This is a genomic window from Shewanella hafniensis, from assembly GCF_019655335.1.
Taxonomy (GTDB): domain Bacteria; phylum Pseudomonadota; class Gammaproteobacteria; order Enterobacterales; family Shewanellaceae; genus Shewanella; species Shewanella hafniensis.
The window spans coordinates 1-25,012 of record NZ_BPFD01000073.1 but is presented as its reverse complement, the minus strand read 5'-3'; the positions used below and the strand labels follow the sequence as shown (position 1 = coordinate 25,012).

Here is a 25,012-nt window from a genome sequence, read left to right as displayed (position 1 = left end):
GATTAATTGTGGCGAAATTATGGCTAAAATAAGATTTATAGTGACATTAAAAAATATTGTCATCTTACCCAACTCGAATTCCAAACAAGCATTAATCTCCCCACTAACTTATTAGATTCATGTTTTACTCAACCAACTTAATTAAGCGCTATAGTTTTATATTCGACCCACAGTAAGCTACAGGCAAGCTCATAGCTAATCATCACTTTAGAGAATCGCATAAATCAGCCAAGGCAATCAGTGCCTTGGCTTTTTCTATTTATATTTAAGCGTTTCTTGCTTTATGGGCTAAGCCCAAATTTACACCTAATCCAACACAAAGCAGTGCACTGAATGTGACCACCATACCTAAATGGTGAATGATTCCTGCGCCGCCTAAACCTAGTCCCAACAGAATGTAATAAAACAGTCCGAAGAGTGCGCCAGCAGAGCCCGCATAGGCGCGGTAGTTTGCCAGAGCCGAGCTAAGTATGTTCGGAATCGCTATCCCGTAAGCAATCACAATCAAGAGCATAGGCGCTAAAAAGTAAACATTATTCAGCCCTAAAACAGTCGATTGGAATAGCCAAATACCCAGTCCACCAACAAGTGCGATAGCACTGGCGAAGCGAACCAACTGGGCGCTAGCGTAGCCTCGACCCAGCAATATTTTATTAACATAACTGCCAAGGAATGCACCAAAGCCCAATAGCAAGCCACTCGTACCGAAGGCAAGCGTCGATAACCCTTGCGCCTCAAACATAAATGGCGCCAGTGAAAAGTAGCTGAACCACATCAGGTTAAACGCCGCCACCAGCAAGGTGTTTTTAATAATCCCGCTGTCGGTAAGCATCTTAATCGCTAACTTGCCTATCGCGATTTTCTGGGTGTGTGCGGGTTTGGTTTCGGGTAACGATTTTACCGACAAAAACAACAGCACTATGGCAGAAACCATCAGTGCGACAAACACACCTTGATATCCCCAATAGGCACTGAGAACACTGCCTAATAGCAATCCGATAACCGGGCTAATTCCAAGTGGCATCCCCATCACAGAAAAGACTTTGGCTAATTCTTCGCCACTGTAGCTGTCGCGCATCATGGTTTGGGTAATCACGGAGCCCACTGCCGCACCGAACGCCGACAATACGCGGGCCAGTAACAATAGGCTAAAGTCGCTCACCATCAAGGCTAAGGCTGAGCCAATGGCATAACAGACTAATCCCGCGAGCATGGCTTTGCGGCGACCAATAATGTCGGCTAAACGGCCCCAGCAAAATACGCCGATGGCAAAGGCAATAAAGTACACAGATAAGGTTTGCGATGCGCCGGCAACCGACACGGCAAAGCTTTGTGCAATATTAGGCAAGGCTGGGCTATAGATGGTTTCCATTATTTGCGGAAACATCATTAGCAGCACAGCGAGCCCTAATGGTGGTTTTATATTCATGATTTCGATTCAATTTCAGTAAACCAAATGAGCTGGTTAACCCAAATGTCGCTCCATACTTGTCAAAGATGGCGCAGTATAGATAGAATCCACGCCAGACAATTAGCAACACTTAGACAATAAACATCAAAAATAGGACAAAATGGCCTTTATTCGACCTGAACATCAATTTAATCCAGATCTGTTGGATAATCTGGTCATTGGTATTGCCGCAGACATGGGCGAACACGACTCGGGAGTCCATCACCACGAGAAGGCGCAGCTACTGTACGCCCCCGCAGGAGTAATGACATTTACTCTTGCCGAGACTCAAGTGGTGTTACCACCGACACGCGCGGCTTGGTTGCCAGCAGGCGTTGAGCACAGCGTCACCATGCGTAATGTGGTTGCCTATCGCTCACTCTACTTTGAGCCAGAGACGGTCAGCTCATTGCCCGATAGGGTCACTATTTTCCAGGTGAACCCGCTACTCAAAGCGTTAATTGACACTATGTCATTTTGGCCTTGGGACAAACCAAGAAGCACTCAACACCATGCTTTTGCGCTGCTATTAGAAGAATTGGGCAATGCCGCGGAAGAAATTCTGGCATTACCGCTCCCACAGGATAAACGTCTAAAAAATTGGCTTGCGCAACTGCAACAACATCAAACAATACCTAGCAACCTTAAAGATATGGCCGTAGAAATCGGCGCCAGCGAACGCACCATCAGCCGTATCTTTAGCAACGAAACGGGCATGGCTTATCAAGCGTGGCGCCAGCAATGGCGATTGCTCTCGGCCATTGAGCAATTAGCTGCAGGTGCCTCGGTGGCGCAGGTGGGCTTTAATTTACAGTTTTCCAGCGACAGTGCCTTTATCAGCTTTTTTAAGCAATATACCGGCACCACTCCAGCGCAATATTTTAAATCCCCTAGCATTTAGCTAAATATCCAATCCTTCGAGTACAACTCTGGTAAGGCAATTTCCCCGCTCAACCGAGAGCTGTACTTTCCATTTAGCGCCCATTGGCAACTTGCTGTGTTATAGTGCGAGAAGTCTTTTCCCAGATCGAAAAATACGAATCCCTTGAAAAAAATTGCTTTATTTGTGGATGTACAAAACATCTATTACACCTGCTGCGAGGCCTATGGTCGCCAATTTAATTATCGTAAACTGTGGCAACACTTAGGTTATGAAGGTGACATAGCCTTGGCCGTAGCTTATGCCATCCATAAGGGCGACGATGGGCAGTTAAAATTCCAGGACGCACTAAAGCACATAGGTTTTGAGGTGAAGTTAAAACCGTTTATTCAGCGCAGCGATGGCTCGGCCAAAGGCGACTGGGATGTGGGGATCACTGTCGATATTATGGAAGCGGCAAGTGAAGTCGATACTGTGATCTTGTTGTCTGGTGATGGCGATTTCGATTTATTGCTACAAAAAATCCATCAAAAATATGGCGTTGAAACCCAAGTCTATGGCGTCCCTACCCTGACGGCTAAATCCTTAAGAGATGCAGCGTCTCAATTTCACACCATAGATGCCGCGCTCTTGCTCTAGTACCCATAAAAAATGCTGCTATCGATCACGGCAGCAGCATCTTAAATTCACTATTTTAGCCATCAAAGTTACAACACATCTAATGATAGGTAATGTCCGAATACATAGGTGCGAGACGTTTTAGGAGGGCATTGCGGGTCGATAATGGTATCTGTTGCTCCTTCATCGATTCAATTAAATGGCCAACTAAGGCATCAAAATCCGCCTGAGTAATATTCAACCCTTGATGACTCAGTGCCATATTCTCACCGTGATACACGCAGCCGCCATCGGCAACCAGACAAAAATGCTCAATGGCGCGCTCACGAAATAACGCAATATCCGTCTCTTGGAAGTGATGCACTATGCGTTGATCGGTTGCAATACGGGCAAGCAAACCATCGACAATCGCCGATAAACCGACTTCACCGCCTAGTGCTTGGTATAAGGTATGCTGGCTTGAGGTGCTATTTTTTGAGTTAACCTGTGGCGCCGATGATTCCGCCTTTTGCACTGCGCAGCCAGTGAAAAAAAGCCAAGCGGCGACAGGTAATAGCTTTAGCAATAAACGACTCATAGTGTTCCCTCCACCGACACATACCAGCCTTGTTGATCGGCAAAACCCGCAATACTGCCTAAATTCGCATAGGCCGTGACCACGGAAAGATGCTTATTGATAAACCAAGCTAAAAACACATCCTGCCAGTCATCTTCACGGGCAAAAGCTAACTCATTGGGTTTCTGGCGATATTCGATACCCAGTGCCAGATTATCCGTCAGCAATACCGCCGCAGACGCTTCGAGCACAAACTGGTAATCATTATTGGCTTGGGTACCAAAACCCAGTAAACCCGTTTGATTCGCCTTGGTCGCGCGCACTGTCCCATTAAGTAATACATTGCGCCCCGCCACCGCATCGAAAAACACTTTGCTGGCCGCAATATACACATCTAACCCCCAATCAGAGCGCGCGCCCACGGCCTGAGGAATTGCAAAGTCATCGACTCTTTTATACTGGGCACCTAGGGTGATTTGCGGCATAGCCGTATAAAGTAACTCGCCGGCAAGCTTGTATTTTATCCCAAAGATATCTTGGCCTAACTCGCCGCCCATAGTATCTAAATCAAAGGTTTGCCGCGCTAAACTCAGTTCGAATCGATTATCAAAACTCAAGGAAGCGCCAATCACATTCAGTGTAAAGTCATCGACATAAACGCCTGTCGCCATCGCCGTAGCGGACCATTCATCGCTACTGCCATAACCGTTGATCACCGCCCACGGCACTATGCCACCGCCAGCACTGCCCTCAATCGTCGTCCCGCCGCCAGTGGCAACCACGCGGCTACCTTCGGCAAACGCAGGAACTGTGCCCAATAGTAAAAACAGGCAAGGCAAAGCCTTAGCACAATTCCAAGCTAATGAATTCAACTTCAATGTATTCATGGCAATGTTCACTCGCTACTCCGTTTTATTCTTTCAAACACGACTAAATCTAAGGTTTTTTGTGCGCTTTTTGGGGCAAATTAACTTATGCGTCAGAGGGATTTTTATGGTTAAACGCTTCAAACCACAGATCAAATTCAGCCGCTTTTAAGGGTTTTGAAAACACGTAACCTTGGATGATGTCGCAATTGAGGTTACGCAGAATGTCAACGCCCTCTTGTTCCTCAACCCCTTCGGCCACAACGGTAAAACCTAGGCCGTGGATCAACTGAATGCTGGTGTTCACTATCATCACATCTTGGCTATTCGTGAGCATGTCTTTGATAAAGCTACGATCAATCTTCACTTCATTGACGGGCAAAATTTTCAAATAAGCTAAGGATGAATGCCCTGTGCCAAAGTCATCTATGGCGACCGACACGCCCATATCGCGGAATCGCTGCAACACACTCACCACAGTCTGTGCATCTTTCATCACAGCGCCTTCGGTGACTTCGATGCAGAGTGCGCCACTTGGCAGATTATTGTCTTTTAATAAACTGGCAATTTGATTCGGCAAGCGGGTATCGACTAAATCATGGGCCGACAGGTTAATGGCCAGTTTCAGCGCCATACCCCGCTGCTGCCATGCGACTAATTGTTGAATCGCCTGCTTCAACACCCATTGGCTGACGATATCAATGTTACCTGAGTTTTCAGCGAGTTGGATAAACTCATCGGGCGGAATAAACCCTAAGGTCGGATGCTGCCAGCGGATCAGTGCCTCGGCGCCGGTACACTGATTTAAGTGTAAATCCACCTTAGGTTGAAACACGAGATAGAGTTGGTTTTGCGCCAAACCTATTGGCAAATCGCGGATAATCGTCAGCTCACGCTGGTATTTCTCATCGGCGCCCTGACGATAACTAACGATACGTTGCTCTTCGAGACAGGCTTGATTGAGGGCGATTTCGGCTCGGCGCACCAATACATCGATATCGGCACCGTTGCCATCGATTTCCAGTAATCCCGCCCGCACGGTAAGAGAAATATTTGAGCCTTGGATTGGAAATGGCGACTCCAACATGTCCAATGATTTCAACAAATGTTCGGGACGAATACCTTGGCTATACAAGAGTAAAAATGAGTCGCCGTCTAATCGCGCGAGTAAATCCGGTGTGGGGGCTAATTGCTCTAAACGGCGAGCAAAAAGCACCAACAAGGTATCGGCGTTGGCAAAACCAATAATGTCGTTGATATGGCGAAAATGTTTAATATCCAATAACACCATAGCGCCGGATAGATCATTTTTAAGATCCGCTAAATACTGTTTAGCCGCAAAACGATTGAGCAACCCTGTTAGGCTGTCGTGGCGGGATTGATAGACTAAATCCTTTTCCCGCGCTTCAATATCGTCGCGCATCAAGGACAAACTTTTGGCCAACACCCGCAGTTCTGCTGGCGCACCTTGAATACTGGCTGGCTGCTTACCTTGACCAATTTTACGGGCATAGGTTACCAGTTGACGCACAGGCTCAGTCAAACTGCCCGACAACCAAATCGCAATCACAATCGCCAGCGCTAAGGTCAAAGCAAAAATCAGCAACATATTATTGCGTAGATGCTGATAACTTTGCTGCCATTTGAGGTTTGACTGATGCAACAGGGCTAATTGGCTGCCGTTACGATCATACAGTTTGAGAGCCATGGACAAATAATCCAGCGGAATATTCTCGCTGGGCATTTTGAGCAAGCTAGGTAATTTGTTCGCTTGTTCTACCACACTCAGTTTTTCATCATCGGATAAGGTTGAGGCGATTTCGGTGCGGCCCGTAGCTTGATTGACAAAGCTAACATCAATACCGGTAATGGCTTTAGCTTGTTGGGCGACTTTCTCATCTAATAGAAAACCCATGCCAACCCAAGCAATCAAGGTTGGCGCCTTCACGGGCTGCAACACAAATTGATAGCTGGCATGATCAAAGTTAAGGATCGCCAACGCATTGTTATTGCTGCTAGTCATGTCGAATAAGGATTGAATATCATCCTGAGTGAGCCCGGGTAGACTCGAGGTCAAGAGCTCCCCTTTTGGTGATAGCAACACAGCAGCGTCGGCACCAATACGAGAACCATGATTGGATAACACGGATTCAATGGTTTCTTGCTCACCGGTAGCAATCGCGCGCTTAAAACCAAAATCGGCACTGAGCACAGACAAACTTTGGCTGAGCTGAATACCGCGATTTGATAGCACCTCGAGAAACACATTGGCACCAATATCGAGGCTTTTTTGTTGCTGTAAAAAGTTGTCCTTTTCGGTCGCCGTTAATACGGAAAAGGCCGTGGCAAACTGCACTAGAGTCAGCACAATAAAGAAGACTAAAATCAGCCGTGCGCGAAAACTATTTAGCATGTAATGGCTTGCCTTGAGCATCGTAGTGGCCAAATCCCGCTGGCGGAGCTGACGGTTTAGCTTGGCGTTCAATATCTAAGGACAAACTCAGCTGATTCGCGCCAGAGGTTAACATTAGCTCAGTCGGCTCAGAGGCTGCCTTCTGCCAGGGATGCCAGAGTTTGACTTTATATTGACCGGCAGTCAGATCCTTAAACTGGATCTCACCTTTTTCGTCCGTCACCGCAACAATTGGGCTATCCGCAACATAGATAAATGCCTGCATATAATCGTGAATATTGCAGCCAAGTGCGACTAAACCGGGTTTATCGAACTGAATCGGCGCTTCGGCTTGGCCCACATACAGTTTAAGTTCGAAAGGCTTAGCCTCGGAAAAAGAATACACATGGTGACGAGTGCGATCTAGGTTAGGAAAATCCACCTTGGCGCCCTTAGGGACAGCCAACACAAAAGGGATAAAGGTTCGATTTTTTTGTGACATTTCATAATGTCCAACAGGCATAGCCTTATCAGGCATCACTGCCGGGATCAACTCCACGACAGTATCGGCAAGCGCCTGCTGCTGTAAATCCACCAGCTTAATATTGAGCTCAGCGGCCATGACTTGAGGCGTCAGAAAGGCAGAAACACTCAGAACTAGAGCAAATAAAGCGCGATTTAAGATCATCAGTTACCTCGGGCATAGTGATGCAAGGCCAACAAGTACCTTAGCTAAGTACAGCGTAAAACAAACTCTTTGTATTCGAGTAGCATTGTACATCACTAATATATCTAATATTCCATTGGACCCCGTAGAAGAGCGCCAAAACAGAAACCATTCTAATCGCCCAATCGCTATTACGCACGAAAGAGACCACAAATAATGGATAAACAACATCATACACACATTTCAAGCATGGATAACCACAACGTTTAAATCGACAATGGCACTAACTGAGATCAAATCTCACTGCGAGCTCATCGGCCGAATAAAACAGTTGAATCTAGTCAACATAGGCCTGCCATACATAATAAGCAATATAACTAACACACTGCTCTGGCAAATGACCTTTTGTTGTTCATCAGCAATGAAAACAAGCCCATATACACCTCACTCTATCCATCTTTGACTGTAACTTTGCCGGTAATCTAATCTCAACGTGTCCCAACTAAAGATAGTCAGGTTTCATATTTTTCGCCGCGAGCAAACAAAAGGCCTACATGATGTAGGCCTTTTCTATGCATTAGTCCATTGCGAGAAACCAACTTAACTGATGGTTAGCTCTTTATGCTCTTCGACTTTTTTACTGCCTCGTTTTGCCAGTGCGTAGTAGAACAAAGGCGTTAGGATAAGACCAAACACAGTCACCCCAATCATGCCGGCGAATACTGCTACGCCCATGGCTTGACGCATCTCAGCGCCCGCACCGGTGGAGAACACCATAGGCACAACTCCCATAATAAAGGCGATAGATGTCATCAAGATTGGACGTAAACGTAATCTTGCGGCCTCTAATATCGCCTCCATAGGTGCCATACCGTGATCTTGTTTTTCCTTTGCAAACTCGACAATCAAGATAGCGTTTTTAGTTGCCAGCCCCACCAGCACTATTAGACCAATTTGGGTGAAGATATTGTTGTCGCCACCGTAAATTAACACTCCACTGAGGGCTGAGAGCAGGGTCATTGGAATGATTAAGATAATCGCCAATGGCAGACTTAAGCTCTCGTACTGGGCTGCGAGTACCATGAACACCAGCAAGATCACCAGCGGGAAGACTAACAAGCCCGTATTGCCCGCTAAGATTTGCTGATAAGTCAGCTCTGTCCACTCGTAGGTCATACCGTTTGGCAGCGTCTCGGCGAGGATTTTCTCAATCGCCGCCTGCGCTTGGCCAGTACTCACACCTGCTGCTGGACCACCGTTGATTTCAGCGGTCGTAAAGCCGTTATAGTGCATCACTCGGTCTGGGCCAGAGCTTTGGCTGACGTTGATGAACGACCCTAGCGGGATCATGTCACCCTTCAGATTCGGCACTTTCAACTGACTTATTTGCTGCGGGCTTTGACGGAACGCTTCATCGGCTTGCATATTAACCTGATAAGTTCGACCGAAGCGATTGAAATCGTTGACATAGGTCGAGCCCATATAGGTTTGTAATGTCTGGAAGATTTGATCGAGCGACACTGCCTGCTGTTTCGCTTTAGTTCGATCAATATCCAGTTCAAGTTGCGGCACGTTCACCTGATAGCTAGAGAAAATTCCGGCTAACTGAGGATCGGCCCACGCCTTATACATCACTTGTTGGGTCACCTGATACAAGGCCTCATAACCAAGGTTGGCTCTGTCTTGAATTTGCAGACGGAACCCTCCTATAGTGCCGAGGCCTTGCACAGGTGGCGGCGGGAAGATGGCAATAAACGCGTCTTGAATACCGGCAAACTCTTGATTCAATTGTCCTGCAATGGCATTTGCCGACAGCGCTGGACTCCTGCGTGCGTCAAAATCATCGAGCGCAACAAACACCACGCCTGAGTTAGGACTGTTAGTAAAACCGTTGATGCTAAGGCCTGGAAAGGCAATCGAGTGCGCGACTCCGGGGTGATTTAGCGCAATCTCAGACATCTTCTTGATCACACTATCCGTACGTTCAAGGGATGCCGCATCGGGCAGTTGAGCAAAGGCCACTAAATACTGTTTATCTTGGCCGGGCACATAACCTGTTGGTGTATTAGCAAATTGCACACCCGTCAGCGCGACCATGCCTAAATACACTAGGCCGATAATGCCGCCAAAACGGATCACCTTACGCACTAACCAACCATAGCCATCGGATGCGCGGCTAAATAAGCGGTTAAAAGGCGTGAACAACCAAGCACCGAACAACTTGTCCATTAGACGAGTTAAACCATCCTTTGGCGCATCATGGCTCTTGAGTAACAGCGCCGATAATGCTGGGCTCAAAGTCAGTGAGTTAATCGCCGAGATAAAGGTCGAAATAGTGATAGTCAAGGCAAACTGCTTATAGAACTGCCCGGTTAAGCCGCTCATAAACGCCGTCGGAATAAACACCGCCGCCAGCACTAAGGTGGTTGCCACAATTGGGCCTGTCACTTCTTTCATCGCCTTTTGCGTTGCCGCAACTGGACTTAAACCTGCGGCGATATTGCGCTCGACGTTTTCGACCACCACGATCGCATCGTCCACCACAATCCCGATGGCAAGTACCAGTCCGAATAGCGACAGGGCGTTGAGCGAGAAGCCAAGCAGATGCATAAAGGCAAAGGTACCGACTAAAGACACAGGCACGGCCACCAGCGGAATAATTGAGGCGCGCCAGGTTTGCAAGAACAGTACCACCACTAACACCACCAGCAACACGGCTTCGAGCAAGGTTTTTACCACTGCTTCAATCGAGCCGCGCACGAAGACGGTTGGATCGTATACGATTTCGTATTCGAGTCCTTCGGGGAAAGACTGTGACAATTCCGCCATTTTGGCGCGCACATCGTCGGAAATCTGAATCGCATTCGACCCCGATGCTTGGAACACAGGGATCGCCACGGCATCTTTATTATCCAGCAGTGAGCGCAGCGCATAACTGGTCGCACCTAGCTCGATACGAGCCACATCCTTCAGACGATTCACTTCACCGTTTTGGCCAACTTTGACAATAATATCTTCAAATTCTGACAGTTCAGTTAAACGGCCTTTCACGTTAATTAAGAGTTGGAAGTCAGCATTGCCACTGGGCTGAGCACCTAAACTGCCCGCTGCCGCCTGTTGGTTTTGCTCGCGCACGGCGGCAATAATGTCCGCTGGCGATAAACCCAGCGCCGAGACTTTATTCGGGTCAAGCCAAATACGCAGGCTGTATTCCCCAGCGCCAAACAAGCGTACCGCGCCCACACCCTTGATACGTGCTAACTCATCTTTAACGTTGAGCGCCGCGTAGTTAGACAAATACAGCATGTCATAACGGTTATCTGGCGACAGCAAATGCACCACCATGGTTAAGTCTGGCGATGATTTCTCGGTCACAATCCCGAGGCGTTGAACCTCCTGTGGCAAACGTGGCATAGCGCGATCGACACGGCTCTGTACTTGGTTTTGCGCCCTGTCTACATCTGTGCCAATCGCAAAGGTGATAGTCAAGGTCATGCGCCCATCTGATGTCGCCTGGGATGACATATACAGCATGTCTTCGACGCCGTTAATTTCCTGCTCCAGCGGCGAGGCCACGGTTTCGGCAATCACTTTAGGATTAGCGCCTGGATAGTTAGCGGTCACCACGACGGTTGGCGGCACAACTTCAGGGTATTCAGTGATCGGCAACTGCCAAACGGCAATCGCCCCTGTGATAAAAAACAGCAGTGAGAGTACGGCTGCAAATATTGGTCTTTTAATGAAAAACTGCGACAACATGGTGTTCTATTCCTTAACCGCGGCTAGCCGTTTCGACCGCTTGCGCCGTCAAAGTATCTTGGTTTTTATCGAGCAATAACTGGGCTTGGCGCAATGCTTCAAGCTTGTCGCTGTCAACCATTTCAACCATATGCGGATCAATTTGCATCTTAGGCCGCACACGCTGCATACCGTTGACGACAATCTTGTCTTCGGCTTCTAAACCTTGAGTGACTATACGCAGCCCTTGGACTTTCTCGCCTAAGGTCACACCGCGATATTCGACTAAACCATCGGCACCGACGACCAACACAAACTTATTGTTCAGATCTGTGCCAACGGCTTTATCGTCAATCAAGATACCTTCATAAGCGCCGCTGCCTGCAGTGCGAAGGCGGGCAAATAAGCCAGGCAATAAGCTATTGTCTTCATTGTCAAAGGTGGCTCTCACGCGAATGGTGCCGGTTTGCTTATCCATCGCATTATCCACAAAGTCCACCATGCCGATATGCTGATAATCACGCTCATTGGCTAAGGCCATGTACACAGGATTGTCGCCTGCGCGGGGATCGTTGCGTTTCTTCTCGGCCGTTAATTTCACGTATTTAAGGTAGGTTTGCTCATCCACATCAAAATAGGCATACATGCTGGCGGTAGAGACTAAGCTGGTCAGCACACTCTGCCCTGCGGTGACATAGTTACCCGCAGTGACGTTGGCGTAGGACACGCGGCCATCAATCGGCGCTTGTACTTGGGTATAAGCTAAATCAAGCTCGGCGCGCATCAGCGCCGCTTTCACCGAAGCCACTGCTGCCGCGGTCTGACGTTTGTTCGACTCACGGGTATCGAGTAACTCGGCGGATACCGCTTTTTGGTCAAACAATTTATGGGCTCGTTCGAAGTCATTGGTGGCCAGTTGCTCAGCAGAGAGTGCGCTAGCAAGATCTGCTTTTAACCGGGCCACTTCCGCTTCAAAAACACTGGGATCGATGCGGAATAACACCTCGCCTTTTTTCACTAAGGCGCCTTCTTTAAAATTCACTGAGTCAATATATCCAGATACACGTGGGATAAGGGTGACACTTTCTGGCGCCTGTAAACGGCCGGTAAACTCGTCCCATTCGGTCACTCGCTCATGCAATACTTGAGCGACATCCACCATAGGCGCACTCGGTGCTGGCCCCTGCTGCGCTGTTTGCTCACCACAAGCAGAAAGAACGAAAGCGGCCACAGCCGTTAACATCATTATTCGTAAGGGTTTATTGCTCTTCATATTACTATCCTCAAAGTGGCGGGCATGTCACGCTGTTCGAACCACACACATTTAAATACCGACTGGTAAAAAATATTCTGTACTGGACGGTAATATATAGCGTAAAATGACTCTGTCAACAAATTTATGTACCGATTGGTATTAAATTAAATGCGCGCACTAACCTTCACTTTGCAATGCGCCCTTAGGCGGTAAGCCACAAGTTTGATCTTCAACGCATTTTTATGAATATTGAGGCGAACGCTGACTGACACGGATTGAATGCTGAACTTAGGTGACAGCTTGAATGACTAAGTAGACAGATCCCCTTAGTCAGTCATCAGTCAGCAAGTGTGGCTGGACACGGACTAAACCCATGTCTATCCTAGGGGCAATTGAGAATTGAGGAGCCTAATGATGTCAACCGTCACCCCGACGCCCTGTGTAGGTCGCCCACGTGCCTTCGACACTGACGATGCATTAGCCAAAGCCTTAGAAGTCTTTTGGCGCAAAGGTTTTGAAGGTACGTCGTTAACCGATTTAACCCAAGCTATGGGCATTAATAAGCCAAGCCTTTATGCCGCCTTCGGCAATAAAGAACAGTTATTTCTCAAAGCGATAGAATTATATGAACAACGCCCCTGTGCGTTTTTCTATCCCGCACTTGAGCAGAAAACCGCCTATCTGGTGGTCGAGTCAATGCTGCTCGGGGCCGCGAGCTCTTTGGTGGATAAAAGCCATCCGCAGGGATGTTTGATTGTTCAAGGGGCATTAACCTGCAGTGAAGCAGGGCAAGCGATTAAAGACACTTTGATTAATCGTCGACGCGACGGTGAAATCGCCCTGTGCGAACGACTGCAACGCGCCAAAGATGAAGGGGATTTGCCCTATGACGCCGATCCCTTGCTGCTTGCCCGTTATGTCGGCACTGTATTGCAAGGCATGGCGGTACAAGCAACCAGTGGGATTTGTCCGGATGAATTGCGCAAAGTGGCCGAGCTAGTGCTGGCTAACTTTCCGCGCAATGATGAATCCTGAACCATAAGTCATAATGCATAAATCCTGATGTGCACAACAATAAACCCCAGTCGAGTCATCACTTACTGGGGTTTTATTTATGCTTTGCTTTATTTCTGTCCAACCATTTACTTCTGCACAACCAAGAGTTCTCTAAACAGTTGTCTGAGTCGTTTCAATAATGGCAGGCTGCTTTTATCTTGATGCTGGATCACATCGACGTTTGCATGCCAGCCTATCTGCTCAAATTCTATGGGGACGCGCGTTAAGTTACCCGATAAAACGGAATTGGACGCAATATGCTCGGGCAACAAACACCAACCATGGCCCTGTAATGCGAGCTCCAATAACACGTAATAGTTATCGGCATACCAAACATCAGGACTAAACGCCTGCTGAAAACTACTGGTTTGAGTATTCCGTGAGCGGATGAGTAATTGTCGATACAGTCGCAATGCGTCCATGTTCAGTGCAACTGATTTTGCTAAGGGATGCGAACTCGCCACATAAAGATCGAATTTAATCACCCCGATACTCTCAAAATCTATGCTACTTGGCATAGATAATTCACTAAAGATCAGCCCTGTTGATGCTCTTCGTGAATGCACCATGTCGATAATATCTATGCTTGAGACACTGAGAAATTCGAGTTCGATATTAGGAAAATCACTTTCTAACAACCGTATGATTTCGGATATTCTCTGTATCGGAATACCTTCATCCACCGCAAGGCACACTTCTGACAATTGACTACTGAACAGCGATAAGGCGGTATGTTTGAGTCTACGATGTTGAAGAATCGTCGCTCTTGCGTAGGGCAGCAATTTACTGCCTTCGGCCGTTAAAACCGGATAACGACCCGAACGGTCAAATAACTCAACTCCACAGTCAATTTCAAGATTCATCACATGCTGGCTAACCACGGATTGTGCTTTCTTAAGTTGCCTTGCAGCATTCGAAAATGAACCAGATTCTACGGTTTCCATAAAGGCTTCGAGTTGTTCTAGACTAAACATATCGCTTTTACCGATACTATCTAATTATTACTTATCCCTATACTAGATAAAAATATGGCCATAGTCACATTGAATGAATGGGAAATAGCCATGAAAACGACAGAACGTATCTTTAACGCCTTACTCTTTGAAGCAATTGCACTCGCAATTATTATCCCGGTTTCTACCCTTATATCAGGCAAGGGAACCAGTGAGCTTGTCATAGTCGGTATCGCTCTGAGTCTTTATACCGTGATGTGGAACTACTTCTACAACCTTGGATTCGACAGGGTATTTGGGGCAAATCGAGAGCAACGCACTTTGAAAACCAGAATACTGCATACCTTTGGATTTGAAGGGGGACTTATTTTCATTAGCATACCGACCATCGCTTGGTTTCTACAGATAGGTTGGTTGGCAGCCATGGGCTTAGAAGCGGTTTTTTTGATCTTTTTCTTCTTCTACAGCACCCTATTCCATTGGTGCTATGACAAGTATCAGCCCTATAAGACTTGGTTTACTATGCCAGCCACTAAGGTCAAATAGTATTGCTAACATCAACACACATCAGCATCAAACGGACCTCACTAAGCACGTTAGCGGTTCGTTTGATGACAGTTTTGAGGTTTATCGATTTTATTTTATTCTATTTAACAGAATCCTAAGTCAGTTCATTCGTTACCCAGCGCAAAATCTCACTTAAAAGCGGAAAATGGAGGTTGCTGAAATACCCTATAAACTTCACAAAAGTACTAACTATCTGTAATTAATATTCAAATCATTAGTCTAGATACAATTCTTTATGCTATAAAAGCCCATATATTAAGCAGGGAGATGGCAGCAAAATGCGTGTAGGGAACAGAGTGAGGCTCAGGATGCAGCAGGCATTAAATTTGCCCTCAGCATTAATACTTGGCGTCGTTTTATTACTCGCATCTATGGTTTACAACATGGCACTCGCCCAAGAAAGCAATGCTGTGCCCGCAGAATCCCAACCTCAGACGATAACTTTAGCTGCAGAAGACAGTTGGCCGCCCTTTGCCAATCAGTTTGGCCAAGGTATTTCCCACCGTTTAATTCAAGCCGCCTTTAAGCAGTCGCATATTGAAGTAAATAGCTTAGTCGTGCCCTATTCTCGTGCCTTGATGATGGCAGAAAAAGGCGCAGTAGACGGGGTATTTAATGTCACCCGCGAGATCAGCACCGAGCAACGTTTTATCTTTGGCAAAACCCCACTGCTTGTTGCAACCGCATCATTTTATCAAAAGAAACAAAAACCTATATTGGCTGACAACAAATGGGCACTACCAAAAGGCGCGGTTATTGGAGTAATTAAAAGCTATGAATATGGCGATGAGTTTCCCAAATTAGTCAAACAGCAACAGCTCAATATCGTCACCGTCGCTAATCAGCAGCAATTAATTAATTTATTGTTGATTGGACGCATAGATGCCGCCTTAATGTTCGATTTAGTCGCGAAAGAAAACCTGAAAAAAATGGGCGTAGATGATGACGTCATTCCTGTATTTGCTAACCATAGCAGCGATATTTTTTTAGCCTTCTCGAAGGAAAATCCACAGGCGCAGACCTTAGCGACCCAACTCGATGCGGGCTTATCACAGCTAAAAGCCACAGGCCAATACGAAAAATTACTCTTAGTCGCTGACTAATCCCCTATCGCCGCAAGCAAATGAGAAATTACCGCTGCGAGCGAATGATCTCTTGATTCACCCAATATAACAGCTGCTTGATGGCCTTCGATAGGATCTGATTCTGGCGCACAATATAACCCAAACTGGTTGTGGGGAATTGCGGCAAAGGGGTGACTTTAGTGGTCAAATTAGCCTTAGTGTAAACCGAAAACTCCGGTACGATAGCCACGCCAAATCCCGCCTCAGCCCAATCGATTTGCGCGTCAACACTGCCCACCTCCATAATTCTGTAATTCGGCAAATTCAGCGACGGCAGTGCGGGATCGAGCAATTCGCGGGTTCGCGTATCGTGGCCCAGCAGAATTAAGGTGGGTTGCTCGGCTAAGGGCGTATCCACAGAAGGCGTTGCCTGTTGCCATTGTTGTAAATTGTCCCCGATTGCACACCATTTAATCTGTTGTAGTTCAGTAAAATGCAGTGGCTGACTCTCCTTTTGCGCGATCACAAACCCTAAATCCGCCTCGGCATTGGTCACTAACTCAGAAGCTTGGGATGAGGTAGTATTGAGCAGCGAGAAATCAATCCCAGGGAACTCCGCCTTAAAGAGCTGAAACGGCTGGATCAACAATAACCGCGAGATAATGTCGCTGGCGGCGATTGTCAAGGTACCCTGACTAAGGTCGTTAATCGCATTGAGATCCGCCTGACAGATTTGTAGCTCCATCAAAGTCTTTTGACTCGTCTCCAACAGACGAAACCCTGCCTGCGTTAATCGAAAGGGATTACGATCAATCAACTTGACCCGAGTGCTTTGCTCTAACTGCTTAATATGCAAGCTAACATTGGGCTGCGTCATGTGCAGCGCCGTGGCCGCTTTGCCAAAATGCTTATGTTCAGCCAAAGTCACAAAAGTCTTTAACCAATTTATATCGAGCATAAAACCCCCTATTACAGAGTATTAGCGTTAATTATCACCAATGATATATGAAATCCTTATTGAGATGATAACCATAATTAATTTCTCTTATTCAAATGACGGGTCTAGCATAGCGTCTTAATCAATGTGGAGATGATGTTATGCCGTCTATCGTGGTTGTGGGTGCAAATTGGGGTGATGAAGGCAAAGGCCGCATCGTAGATTATTTAGCCGCGGATGCCGCTGCCAGTATTCGCTTTCAAGGCGGTAACAACGCCGGACATACCGTAGTCAACGACTATGGCACCTTTAAATTACACCAATTACCGAGTGGCATTTTCAACCCTAACTGCATTGCAGTATTGGGCCCTGGTATGGTGATCAGCCCAGAAAAGCTCAGCGTTGAAATTGCTGAAGTGCAAGCAACAGGTGTTGAAGTCAAATTATGCATTTCTGACCGTGCGACCCTGTGCTTACCTTTGCATGCATTAGAAGATACCTTAGAAGAACAACGTCTTGGCGATTTAGCCTATGGTTCAACCCGTCAAGGGATTGCACCAGCCTATGGCGATCGCGTGATGAAAAAAGGCATATTAGTCGGCTGGTTAAACCAACCTGAAGTGCTGCAAGAACGAATTCAATTTATGCTCGACTGGAAAATGCCACAATTAAAGGCACTTTATCCAAGCTGTGATTTTAATCAAACCGCCGCTGAAATGACTGCATGGTTATTAGAAGTGACTGCGCCTTGGCGTCCGTTTATTTGCAATGTGACTGAACCATTAAAAGCATTACAAAAACAAGATGCAAGCTTACTGTTTGAAGCGCAATTAGGTGCTGGCCGTGACTTAGTGTACGGCGAATACCCTTACACCACCTCATCAAACGTGACTGCGGCTTACGCAGGTATCGGTAGTGGTTTACCTGCGCTACGCCCAGAGCGCGTAATTGCGGTAGCGAAAGCCTTTAGCTCATCAGTAGGTACAGGCACGTTAGTGACGGCAATGGAAGAGCAAGACGCGTTCCGTGAAAACGCCAACGAGTTTGGTGCAACCACAGGCCGTCCACGTGACATGGGTTACTTTGACGCTGTTGCCACCCGTAATGGTGTTGAGCTGCAAGCGGCAACTGAAATTGCCCTGACTAAGATTGATTGCCTATCAGGCATGAAAGATCTGAAAATCTGTGTTGCCTATGAAGGTGAGCACACTGAGAACCCAATTTGGCCACAAACTGCCGCGTTGAGCCCAGTGTATGAGCAAATGCCAAGCTGGAGCGAAGATATTACCGGTTGTCGCACTTTTGAGAGCCTGCCAGTGGCCGCACAGCACTATGTTGAACGTATTGAAGCCCTAATGGGTGTGCGCGTTAGCATGGTTTCTGTTGGGCCTGAGCGCGATCAAATGATCATTCGCTAGTAAACAACGTTTACCCTAAGCCATATTCGCCTCGGTGAATATGGCTTTTTACTTTGATATGGTTTGTCATTAAAGAAGCAGTCAAGACGTTGATAGCGATGACTCGAATACCCCATATTCAAATATCGCCACTAAATGAAATGGCATTACTCTTCAAATACGTATTTATCTATCATACCGACCATACGGCCAATTTCGGGTTTAGTAATAGTGTCATTCGCCCCCAATGCTATTGCCTTTATACGGTTATCCTCGCTCATTAGGGAAGAAAACATCACAATCGGCATGTGTTGATATGCCTTGGATTCTCTTAAGCGTTTAACCAGATGCATGCCATCCATGCGAGGCATTTCAACGTCCGTGATTACAGCACTGACAAAGTCTGAAATAGAAGCATTATCTTGTTCAGCCAGACTCTCAAATTCCATCAGCATTTCAAGCGCATCACCACCATCTTTAGCTGTGATAATGTTGTAACCTGCGCTGCGAAGGGTATTTTCGATCATCTTACGAATAAAAGCGGAATCATCGACAATTAAAATCGTTTTCGCTTCACGTTTCGCCAGCATTTTATCATTGATCAGTACACTTCTATCGAGCGTGACATCGTACTTATCCATACTCAGTTCAGGATTGATATCGGCAATAATCTTCTCAAAATCCAATATCATAATGAGCATGCCATCACGGCGCACTACGGCAACGACACAATCATTTTCACCCGCTTCTAAAAATTGACTCGGCGATTCAACTTGCTCCCACGACACTCTATGGATGCTACGAACACTATCGATTAAGAACCCATTAATCATCTTATTAAAATCAGTCACTATGACCACTTTGTGGGTTAAATCCTCAGGTGTCGATATTCCGAGCCAACCAGCTAGATCGACCAAAGGGATCAACTTTTCTCGCAGCGAGAACACCCCAACCATGTGCCGCTGGGCATTGGGATAATCTGACGTTTCTGGCACCCTAATGACTTCTCTCACTTTGGCGACATTAATACCGTAATGGCACACTTTATGGCCGCCGTTAGGGAGAATCTTATGCAGATGAAACTCAATAATCTCGAGTTCATTTGTGCCACTTTCGGTCAATATTTCTGATTTTTTTATTTCGCTCATATGAAGCTCTCAACCTAGCAAATCAACATAAGAAAGGTATTCCAGCTATCAGTATAGGAAGGGATTAATGAGTTAGGCACGATAGTGCGATTTTACTGCCTGATTAGCGTGATATTTCTTGAATATGAGTTGATCACAGATTGATCACGGGCTTACTTTTGTTTAAAGAGATAAGCCGCTAAACTAATGCGCCATAATACTCCCTAGAATAACCTTAACCCCATGCCGCAATTTAGCCCGACCTTTTCCTTTCCAGTGCAAATCTACTATGAAGATACTGATTTTTCTGGCGTGGTGTATCACCCCAACTTTTTGAAATACTTCGAGCGTGCCCGTGAGCATGTAATTGGTGCGGAGCGTTTAAGTGCCTTGTGGCAACAAAACCAGCTGGGTTTTGCTGTGTATCGTAGCGATATGCTGTGCCATGAAGGGGTGGAGTTTGCCGATATTATCGATGTACGGACTCAGTTTTACTTCGAAAGTAAGTACCGCACTGTGTGGCAGCAGGAGATTTGGCGTCCACAAGGTAAAAAGCCTGCCGTCACCGCCACCATTGAAATGGTGTGTATGAATCAAGCCCGTCAATTAGCGCCTATGCCAGCGGAGTTAATCGCCGTTTTAAGCCAAGGTTTTGCCTCAAAGGTGCAAAACTAATACGGGCGATTTGACTAAAGCGATAATGAATATCGTTAGAGCCCCATAGGAATGGGGCGAGCAACAACTCATTAAAGCAGCCCTAACGTTAATTGGTCCTAACGTTAATTGATGTCGGATTTACTGGGTCTAACATTACTCAGAGTTGGTTTAATGAATGGCTGATTTAAATGTGATGCAGCTTAGCCCAATTCATTTCAAGTTCGGCGGCACGCATAGGTTTAGCGTAATACATACCTTGTAGGGTATCGACGCCCATAGCGACCAGCCTATCTCTGATCTCAAGGGTTTCGATCCCTTCGACTGTGACTTCATAACCTAATTTTTTAGCAATATTGATGCTGGCTTCGAGGATATATTCCGATGGTTTATCTTGCTCGAGATCCTTTAAAAAGGCTTTATCGATTTTGACTTCATTAACGGGTAGATGCTTCAAATAAGCCAATGAAGAATGACCGGTACCAAAATCATCAATCGCGAGCCTAACCCCTAACGCACGAATTTTATCTAAGGTTTCGACCGCCTTAGTTAAATCCGCCATTAAAGTACTTTCGGTAATTTCAATCATTAAAGATTCGGGTGGAAGCTGGTAATAAGCTAATCTTGCCGCAATTTCTTGGGGCAAGGTTTCACTATCGAGATCCCGTGTTGATAGATTGACCGCAACGCACAATTGTATCCCTGCCGCGCGCCATTTTGCCTGCTGCGCTAACACTTGATCGAGTGCCCATTGGCTCACTAAATCAATCATGCCGGCATATTCGGCTAAGGGGATAAACTCGCCAGGAGAAATAACCCCAAGCTCGTCGTGCTCCCAGCGCATCAAGGCTTCAACCTGAAAACACCGTCCCGTCGCAATATCCTGTTTCGCTTGATACACCATATACACTTGATTGCGTTGTAAACCTTTGGGCAAGCTATCGATAATTCTCAGTTCTCTTAACTGTTGAATATCATCATTCTCGGCATAGTAAGCAATCGCGCTACGAGAGTGGCGGGCTTTCTTCAGCGCCAAATCGACGCGGCGTAACATCTGGCTCGTGTCGGCGTGGTGTTCATGTAAATGCACACAACCGATTTGAAGTTTAACGCTGACTGGCGTGTTCTTAATGCTAAAAGGCACCTGCAAACGACCTCTTAAATGAATGAGTTGCTCTTCAGTCAACGCTTGCTCGTAATATAGGCAGAACTCATCGCCATTGAGCCGTGCGATTAATCTTGGAGATAAACTTAAGCTGTTTAACCGTTCTGCAAATTGCTTTAGCAAGATATCGCCAAATACAAACCCAAAAAGATCATTTACATAGCGAAATCGATAAATATCAATCAGCACTAGCGTCCCTTGAGTCAGCGGCATCATAGAGGCCAGCGTACGTTTCAAGCCAACGCGATTCACCAGCCCTGTCAGTTTATCCTTACCCACACTTGCGGGTAAGGCCTTCAATAACTCATCTAAGGTATGGTACAGAGGTGCAAACTCTTGGGGAACAATGCCAATGTCTAAAGCTTGGCGCTCAATCTTTTGTTGCTCTAATTGGGTACAAAGTTGTGCTAAAAACTTTTGTTGTGACCGTAGCGACCTATATTTTGCCTGCAATATATACAATGAAAATATCAATAAAATGAGCGAAGCAACGACTAACCCGATTTCGAACATACCTTGGCCTCTGCTTTACCGCGTAAGCTTATTATCAAATGGCACTGCAGTTGAGTGCCTAAGCGCCATTTGAGTTCCATTTAGGCCTAACGATTATTGGTAACTTTCTCTAATTGAATGGAATTTTTCCATAAATTCATCACTGGCTAAATCATCGGTTGTCACGGGTAAACCACGGGCAACAAATACACCAAGACGTTGTTCTAACTCTGTACCTGCCCGTAGCTCACCGGTATAGAAGGCCGCTGCACGGATAAAGTCGAGGTAAGTAACATGGTCGGGCAGATAAGGTAAATCGGCCCAGCGCTCTACCACTTCCATCACTTCGGTAGAAAAATCCCAACTCTTTAACACAGCACGACCTAATGGCCCCTGCATTTTACGAACGAGCGCGCGCAATTGATCAATGCTGGTAAATAAATGTGGATTAGCCTCGGCTTCCGTCAATACTGGCAAGGCGCCGATGTTATGCACGAGTCCAGCTAAGGTTAAGGTGTCGAAATTTAATCGACTACTTGAATGACGTTTGTTATACATCTGCAACATGGAACAAGCGGCGGCGGTCACATCAATTGAGGTACGCCATACTTCATCCATCACTTCCCACACCATTTCATTGGTGGAAATGAACAATTGCTCCATTGCCACTGACGTTGCAATGCTTTTAATTTGAATTAACCCAATGCGTGAAACCGCACTATTAATGCTTTCAGCGGGGACGCCTCGGCTGTATAAGGCACTATTGGCCACCTTAATAATACGGGCAGAAATCGCCGCATCTTGGCCGATTACTTCTGCCACTTGTTTAAGGCTAGCATCTGAGCGTCCGACCACTTCTTGCACCCGCATCGCCACTTCAGGCAATGTCGGTAGCACTAAGGCATCATCTTTTAGTTTTTTTAATAAACTGACTAACAGTAGATGTTCGGTAGACATCTTAGCTCCCATCAATCTGTAAACATGAACATTGGATAGTTGGAGTATATCAGCTGGCTGTCATTAGATACGTAGAAAAAAGCAACGGACGTTAATAAATTGTATGATTGCGTTATCAATTTTGCCTTAATTATCGGCTTTAATCTTCTACAGTAATCATCACCAGAGCTGAAATGTTCCTCGCTGCTCGCTCACGCTAAACGCCCTATATTCGCAAAATGTGAAGTACCACTAAAGTTAGTGAAGGCAATTTGCATAACCCTACTTTCATTGTGTAAAATCCCGCCCCCCGCGCACCGCGCCATTTATTCATCGATTAATTAACCAATTTGAGAGTGATTATGTTTAAACCTGAGTTGCTGTCTCCAGCTGGAACCCTGAAGAACATGCGCTACGCCTTTGCCTATGGCGCAGATGCTGTGTATGCCGGTCAGCCGAGATATAGCCTAAGGGTACGTAACAATGACTTCAAAATGGAAAACCTTGCCACAGGCATACAAGAAGCCCATGCGTTGGGTAAAAAACTGTATGTTGTGAGCAACATAGCACCTCACAATGCCAAGCTAAAAACCTATATCAAGGACATGGAACCCGTAGTGGCGATGAAGCCAGACGCGCTGATCATGTCCGATCCGGGTTTAATCATGATGGTGCGTGAGGCCTTTCCCGATCAAGTAGTGCATTTATCGGTACAGGCCAATGCCATCAACTGGGCCTCGGTCAAGTTTTGGCAAACCCAAGGGATCAAGCGCGTGATCCTGTCCCGCGAACTGTCCTTAGATGAAATCGAAGAAATTCGTCAACGCTGCCCCGATATTGAACTCGAAGTGTTTGTGCATGGCGCCCTGTGTATGGCGTATTCAGGCCGTTGTTTGCTCTCGGGTTACATCAATAAACGCGATCCAAACCAAGGCACTTGTACTAATGCCTGTCGCTGGAAATACGACGTGCATGAAGCGCAGCAAAACGACAGCGGCGACATCATTGCTATGCCTAATGCAGTGCAAATCGAAACGCCGACGACGTTAGGAGCAGGTGCACCTACAGATCAAATATTCCTGCTGCAGGAAGCCAATCGTCCCGGCGAATACATGCCAGCCTTTGAAGATGAGCATGGTACTTATATCATGAACTCTAAGGACTTACGTGCGATTCAACACGTTGAGCGCCTAACAAAAATGGGCATAGACTCACTTAAAATTGAAGGCCGCACTAAGTCTTTTTATTATGTTGCCCGCACCGCACAGTTGTATCGCCGCGCGATTGAAGATGCGTCATCGGGTAAAGATTTCGACCGCAGCCTAATGAATCAATTAGAGGGACTCGCCCACCGTGGTTATACCGAAGGCTTTTTGCGTCGTCATGTGCATGATGAATATCAAAATTATGACTATGGCTACTCAGTCAGTGACACCCAACAATTTGTGGGTGAACTGACGGGCAAACGCAACCTGGCGGGATTGGCTGAAATCGAAGTGAAGAACAAGTTTTCCGTTGGCGACAGTGTCGAGCTGATGACGCCGCAGGGTAATATCAGTCTGACGATTGAACAACTCGAGAATCGCAAGTCAGAAGCGGTTGAAGCGGGCTTAGGTTCGGGGCACACTGTGTATCTGCCCGTGCCAAAAGAAGTCGATTTGAGCCACGGTATTTTGCTACGTAACCTGCCCCAAGGTCAGGATACGCGCAACCCACATGAACTAGGTTAAAGTATGGCATTACTGATCGACGATAGCTGCATCAACTGCGACATGTGTGAGCCTGAGTGTCCTAATCAGGCCATCACTATGGGCGAAGAGATCTATGAAATCGATCCCGACCGCTGCACCGAATGCGTGGGGCATTACGACAAACCCACTTGCGTGTCAGTCTGCCCAATCGATTGCATCGACCCAGATCCAAACCGCGTCGAATCCAACGACGAGCTGTTAGTGAAATTTGCCGTGCTAACGCAAAAAGCTTAATCACTTAGCCACAAGACCGAGCGGTAATCTAACCTCTCGGTCAAATCCGCCTCATACCCGCCTAAAGCGTTCACAACACTGGCACATAAACAGTATGCAAAACCATTTAAGCGCATAAATCCGAGCATTTAATTACAGCTTCATAAAAACACTACTTTAGACTGACACCGGTTTAGATCTGCCAGCCAAAAAACTGACTGACAGTATTTATCCCTTCTTCATCATTTATCATTAAAGACATAATGTCGCTTGATAAA

At 46.5% G+C, this 25,012-nt stretch carries 21 protein-coding genes; 9 read left to right on the top strand and 12 right to left on the bottom strand.

The annotated features are described in order from the left end of the window. Window positions 1-265 precede the first annotated feature (265 nt). Complete coding sequence (locus tag K5Q99_RS17535) at window positions 266-1,429, bottom strand: multidrug effflux MFS transporter (RefSeq protein ID WP_220777584.1); 1,164 nt, start codon at window positions 1,427-1,429, stop codon at window positions 266-268. Between the two features lie 142 nt (window positions 1,430-1,571). Between K5Q99_RS17535 and K5Q99_RS17530 the strand changes: the two genes are divergently transcribed. Continuing rightward, entirely contained in the window at window positions 1,572-2,351 is a 780-nt protein-coding gene (locus K5Q99_RS17530; RefSeq protein WP_220777583.1) for an AraC family transcriptional regulator, read from the top strand. A gap of 144 nt (window positions 2,352-2,495) precedes the next feature. Further along, window positions 2,496-2,969: a LabA-like NYN domain-containing protein gene (locus K5Q99_RS17525; protein WP_220777582.1), complete on the top strand. Its 474-nt coding sequence runs from the start codon at window positions 2,496-2,498 to the stop codon at window positions 2,967-2,969. A gap of 79 nt (window positions 2,970-3,048) precedes the next feature. Here K5Q99_RS17525 and K5Q99_RS17520 read toward each other — a convergent pair whose 3' ends face one another. From K5Q99_RS17520 to K5Q99_RS17495, 6 genes are all read right to left on the bottom strand, one after another. Beyond that, window positions 3,049-3,525, bottom strand: coding sequence for a group I truncated hemoglobin (locus K5Q99_RS17520; protein ID WP_220777581.1), 477 nt, complete (start codon window positions 3,523-3,525; stop codon window positions 3,049-3,051). After that, a complete protein-coding gene (locus K5Q99_RS17515) occupies window positions 3,522-4,391 on the bottom strand; it encodes a DUF3034 family protein (protein WP_220777585.1) in 870 nt (289 codons plus the stop codon). The genes K5Q99_RS17520 and K5Q99_RS17515 overlap by 4 nt, the downstream gene beginning before the upstream one ends. Window positions 4,392-4,476: 85 nt before the next feature. Beyond that, window positions 4,477-6,783, bottom strand: a complete 2,307-nt coding sequence (locus K5Q99_RS17510; protein WP_220777580.1) for a bifunctional diguanylate cyclase/phosphodiesterase — start codon at window positions 6,781-6,783, stop codon at window positions 4,477-4,479. Next, the gene (locus tag K5Q99_RS17505; RefSeq protein ID WP_220777579.1) at window positions 6,773-7,450 is read right to left on the bottom strand and encodes a methylamine utilization protein; all 678 of its coding nucleotides are present in this window, start codon (window positions 7,448-7,450) and stop codon (window positions 6,773-6,775) included. The genes K5Q99_RS17510 and K5Q99_RS17505 overlap by 11 nt, the downstream gene beginning before the upstream one ends. A gap of 579 nt (window positions 7,451-8,029) precedes the next feature. Further along, window positions 8,030-11,188, bottom strand: a complete 3,159-nt coding sequence (locus K5Q99_RS17500; protein ID WP_220777578.1) for an efflux RND transporter permease subunit — start codon at window positions 11,186-11,188, stop codon at window positions 8,030-8,032. Window positions 11,189-11,201: 13 nt separating this feature from the next. Next, window positions 11,202-12,440, bottom strand: coding sequence for an efflux RND transporter periplasmic adaptor subunit (locus K5Q99_RS17495; RefSeq protein ID WP_106651265.1), 1,239 nt, complete (start codon window positions 12,438-12,440; stop codon window positions 11,202-11,204). 393 nt (window positions 12,441-12,833) lie between these two features. On the opposite strand from K5Q99_RS17495, the gene K5Q99_RS17490 reads away from it, so the two are divergent. Continuing rightward, on the top strand, window positions 12,834-13,457 hold the full coding sequence (locus tag K5Q99_RS17490) for a TetR/AcrR family transcriptional regulator (protein ID WP_106651266.1): 624 nt from the start codon (window positions 12,834-12,836) through the stop codon (window positions 13,455-13,457). Between the two features lie 107 nt (window positions 13,458-13,564). Here the strand turns inward: K5Q99_RS17490 and K5Q99_RS17485 are convergent, their stop codons facing one another. Then, a complete protein-coding gene (locus K5Q99_RS17485) occupies window positions 13,565-14,452 on the bottom strand; it encodes a LysR family transcriptional regulator (RefSeq protein WP_220777577.1) in 888 nt (295 codons plus the stop codon). 90 nt (window positions 14,453-14,542) lie between these two features. On the opposite strand from K5Q99_RS17485, the gene K5Q99_RS17480 reads away from it, so the two are divergent. Continuing rightward, the gene (locus K5Q99_RS17480; RefSeq protein WP_220777576.1) at window positions 14,543-14,977 is read left to right on the top strand and encodes a PACE efflux transporter; all 435 of its coding nucleotides are present in this window, start codon (window positions 14,543-14,545) and stop codon (window positions 14,975-14,977) included. 299 nt (window positions 14,978-15,276) lie between these two features. Next, window positions 15,277-16,101, top strand: coding sequence for a substrate-binding periplasmic protein (locus tag K5Q99_RS17475; RefSeq protein ID WP_220777575.1), 825 nt, complete (start codon window positions 15,277-15,279; stop codon window positions 16,099-16,101). 28 nt (window positions 16,102-16,129) lie between these two features. Here K5Q99_RS17475 and K5Q99_RS17470 read toward each other — a convergent pair whose 3' ends face one another. Then, window positions 16,130-17,020 (bottom strand): LysR family transcriptional regulator, encoded by an 891-nt coding sequence (locus K5Q99_RS17470; RefSeq protein ID WP_220777574.1) that lies wholly within the window; start codon window positions 17,018-17,020, stop codon window positions 16,130-16,132. 140 nt (window positions 17,021-17,160) lie between these two features. On the opposite strand from K5Q99_RS17470, the gene K5Q99_RS17465 reads away from it, so the two are divergent. Beyond that, on the top strand, window positions 17,161-18,417 hold the full coding sequence (locus K5Q99_RS17465; protein ID WP_106651270.1) for an adenylosuccinate synthase: 1,257 nt from the start codon (window positions 17,161-17,163) through the stop codon (window positions 18,415-18,417). A gap of 146 nt (window positions 18,418-18,563) precedes the next feature. On the opposite strand, the gene K5Q99_RS17460 is transcribed toward K5Q99_RS17465, so the two are convergent. Further along, window positions 18,564-19,544, bottom strand: a complete 981-nt coding sequence (locus K5Q99_RS17460; protein WP_220777573.1) for a chemotaxis protein — start codon at window positions 19,542-19,544, stop codon at window positions 18,564-18,566. 222 nt (window positions 19,545-19,766) lie between these two features. On the opposite strand from K5Q99_RS17460, the gene K5Q99_RS17455 reads away from it, so the two are divergent. Then, a complete protein-coding gene (locus K5Q99_RS17455) occupies window positions 19,767-20,198 on the top strand; it encodes a thioesterase family protein (RefSeq protein ID WP_106651272.1) in 432 nt (143 codons plus the stop codon). A 166-nt stretch (window positions 20,199-20,364) separates the two neighbouring features. Here K5Q99_RS17455 and K5Q99_RS17450 read toward each other — a convergent pair whose 3' ends face one another. Both K5Q99_RS17450 and K5Q99_RS17445 read right to left on the bottom strand, forming a co-directional pair. Further along, window positions 20,365-21,855, bottom strand: a complete 1,491-nt coding sequence (locus tag K5Q99_RS17450) for a putative bifunctional diguanylate cyclase/phosphodiesterase (protein WP_220777572.1) — start codon at window positions 21,853-21,855, stop codon at window positions 20,365-20,367. 93 nt (window positions 21,856-21,948) lie between these two features. After that, on the bottom strand, window positions 21,949-22,791 hold the full coding sequence (locus K5Q99_RS17445) for an HDOD domain-containing protein (protein ID WP_106651274.1): 843 nt from the start codon (window positions 22,789-22,791) through the stop codon (window positions 21,949-21,951). Window positions 22,792-23,132: 341 nt separating this feature from the next. Here K5Q99_RS17445 and trhP point away from each other — a divergent pair, with 341 nt between their 5' ends. Both trhP and K5Q99_RS17435 read left to right on the top strand, forming a co-directional pair. After that, window positions 23,133-24,500, top strand: a complete 1,368-nt coding sequence (gene trhP, locus K5Q99_RS17440) for a prephenate-dependent tRNA uridine(34) hydroxylase TrhP (protein WP_106651275.1) — start codon at window positions 23,133-23,135, stop codon at window positions 24,498-24,500. Between the two features lie 3 nt (window positions 24,501-24,503). Beyond that, window positions 24,504-24,755, top strand: a complete 252-nt coding sequence (locus tag K5Q99_RS17435) for a YfhL family 4Fe-4S dicluster ferredoxin (RefSeq protein WP_006082676.1) — start codon at window positions 24,504-24,506, stop codon at window positions 24,753-24,755. Window positions 24,756-25,012: the final 257 nt, after the last annotated feature.

Excerpts from the sequence above, each read along its gene's own strand:
- K5Q99_RS17535 (WP_220777584.1), bottom strand. The coding sequence starts at position 1,429 with ATGAATATAAAACCACCATTAGGGCTCGCTGTGCTGCTAATGATGTTT.
- K5Q99_RS17530 (WP_220777583.1), top strand. The coding sequence starts at position 1,572 with ATGGCCTTTATTCGACCTGAACATCAATTTAATCCAGATCTGTTGGAT.
- K5Q99_RS17520 (WP_220777581.1), bottom strand. The coding sequence starts at position 3,525 with ATGAGTCGTTTATTGCTAAAGCTATTACCTGTCGCCGCTTGGCTTTTT.
- K5Q99_RS17515 (WP_220777585.1), bottom strand. The coding sequence starts at position 4,391 with ATGAATACATTGAAGTTGAATTCATTAGCTTGGAATTGTGCTAAGGCT.
- K5Q99_RS17510 (WP_220777580.1), bottom strand. The coding sequence starts at position 6,783 with ATGCTAAATAGTTTTCGCGCACGGCTGATTTTAGTCTTCTTTATTGTG.
- K5Q99_RS17505 (WP_220777579.1), bottom strand. The coding sequence starts at position 7,450 with ATGATCTTAAATCGCGCTTTATTTGCTCTAGTTCTGAGTGTTTCTGCC.
- K5Q99_RS17500 (WP_220777578.1), bottom strand. The coding sequence starts at position 11,188 with ATGTTGTCGCAGTTTTTCATTAAAAGACCAATATTTGCAGCCGTACTC.
- K5Q99_RS17495 (WP_106651265.1), bottom strand. The coding sequence starts at position 12,440 with ATGAAGAGCAATAAACCCTTACGAATAATGATGTTAACGGCTGTGGCC.
- K5Q99_RS17490 (WP_106651266.1), top strand. The coding sequence starts at position 12,834 with ATGATGTCAACCGTCACCCCGACGCCCTGTGTAGGTCGCCCACGTGCC.
- K5Q99_RS17485 (WP_220777577.1), bottom strand. The coding sequence starts at position 14,452 with ATGTTTAGTCTAGAACAACTCGAAGCCTTTATGGAAACCGTAGAATCT.
- K5Q99_RS17480 (WP_220777576.1), top strand. The coding sequence starts at position 14,543 with ATGAAAACGACAGAACGTATCTTTAACGCCTTACTCTTTGAAGCAATT.
- K5Q99_RS17475 (WP_220777575.1), top strand. The coding sequence starts at position 15,277 with ATGCGTGTAGGGAACAGAGTGAGGCTCAGGATGCAGCAGGCATTAAAT.
- K5Q99_RS17470 (WP_220777574.1), bottom strand. The coding sequence starts at position 17,020 with ATGCTCGATATAAATTGGTTAAAGACTTTTGTGACTTTGGCTGAACAT.
- K5Q99_RS17465 (WP_106651270.1), top strand. The coding sequence starts at position 17,161 with ATGCCGTCTATCGTGGTTGTGGGTGCAAATTGGGGTGATGAAGGCAAA.
- K5Q99_RS17460 (WP_220777573.1), bottom strand. The coding sequence starts at position 19,544 with ATGAGCGAAATAAAAAAATCAGAAATATTGACCGAAAGTGGCACAAAT.
- K5Q99_RS17455 (WP_106651272.1), top strand. The coding sequence starts at position 19,767 with ATGCCGCAATTTAGCCCGACCTTTTCCTTTCCAGTGCAAATCTACTAT.
- K5Q99_RS17450 (WP_220777572.1), bottom strand. The coding sequence starts at position 21,855 with ATGTTCGAAATCGGGTTAGTCGTTGCTTCGCTCATTTTATTGATATTT.
- K5Q99_RS17445 (WP_106651274.1), bottom strand. The coding sequence starts at position 22,791 with ATGTCTACCGAACATCTACTGTTAGTCAGTTTATTAAAAAAACTAAAA.
- trhP (WP_106651275.1), top strand. The coding sequence starts at position 23,133 with ATGTTTAAACCTGAGTTGCTGTCTCCAGCTGGAACCCTGAAGAACATG.
- K5Q99_RS17435 (WP_006082676.1), top strand. The coding sequence starts at position 24,504 with ATGGCATTACTGATCGACGATAGCTGCATCAACTGCGACATGTGTGAG.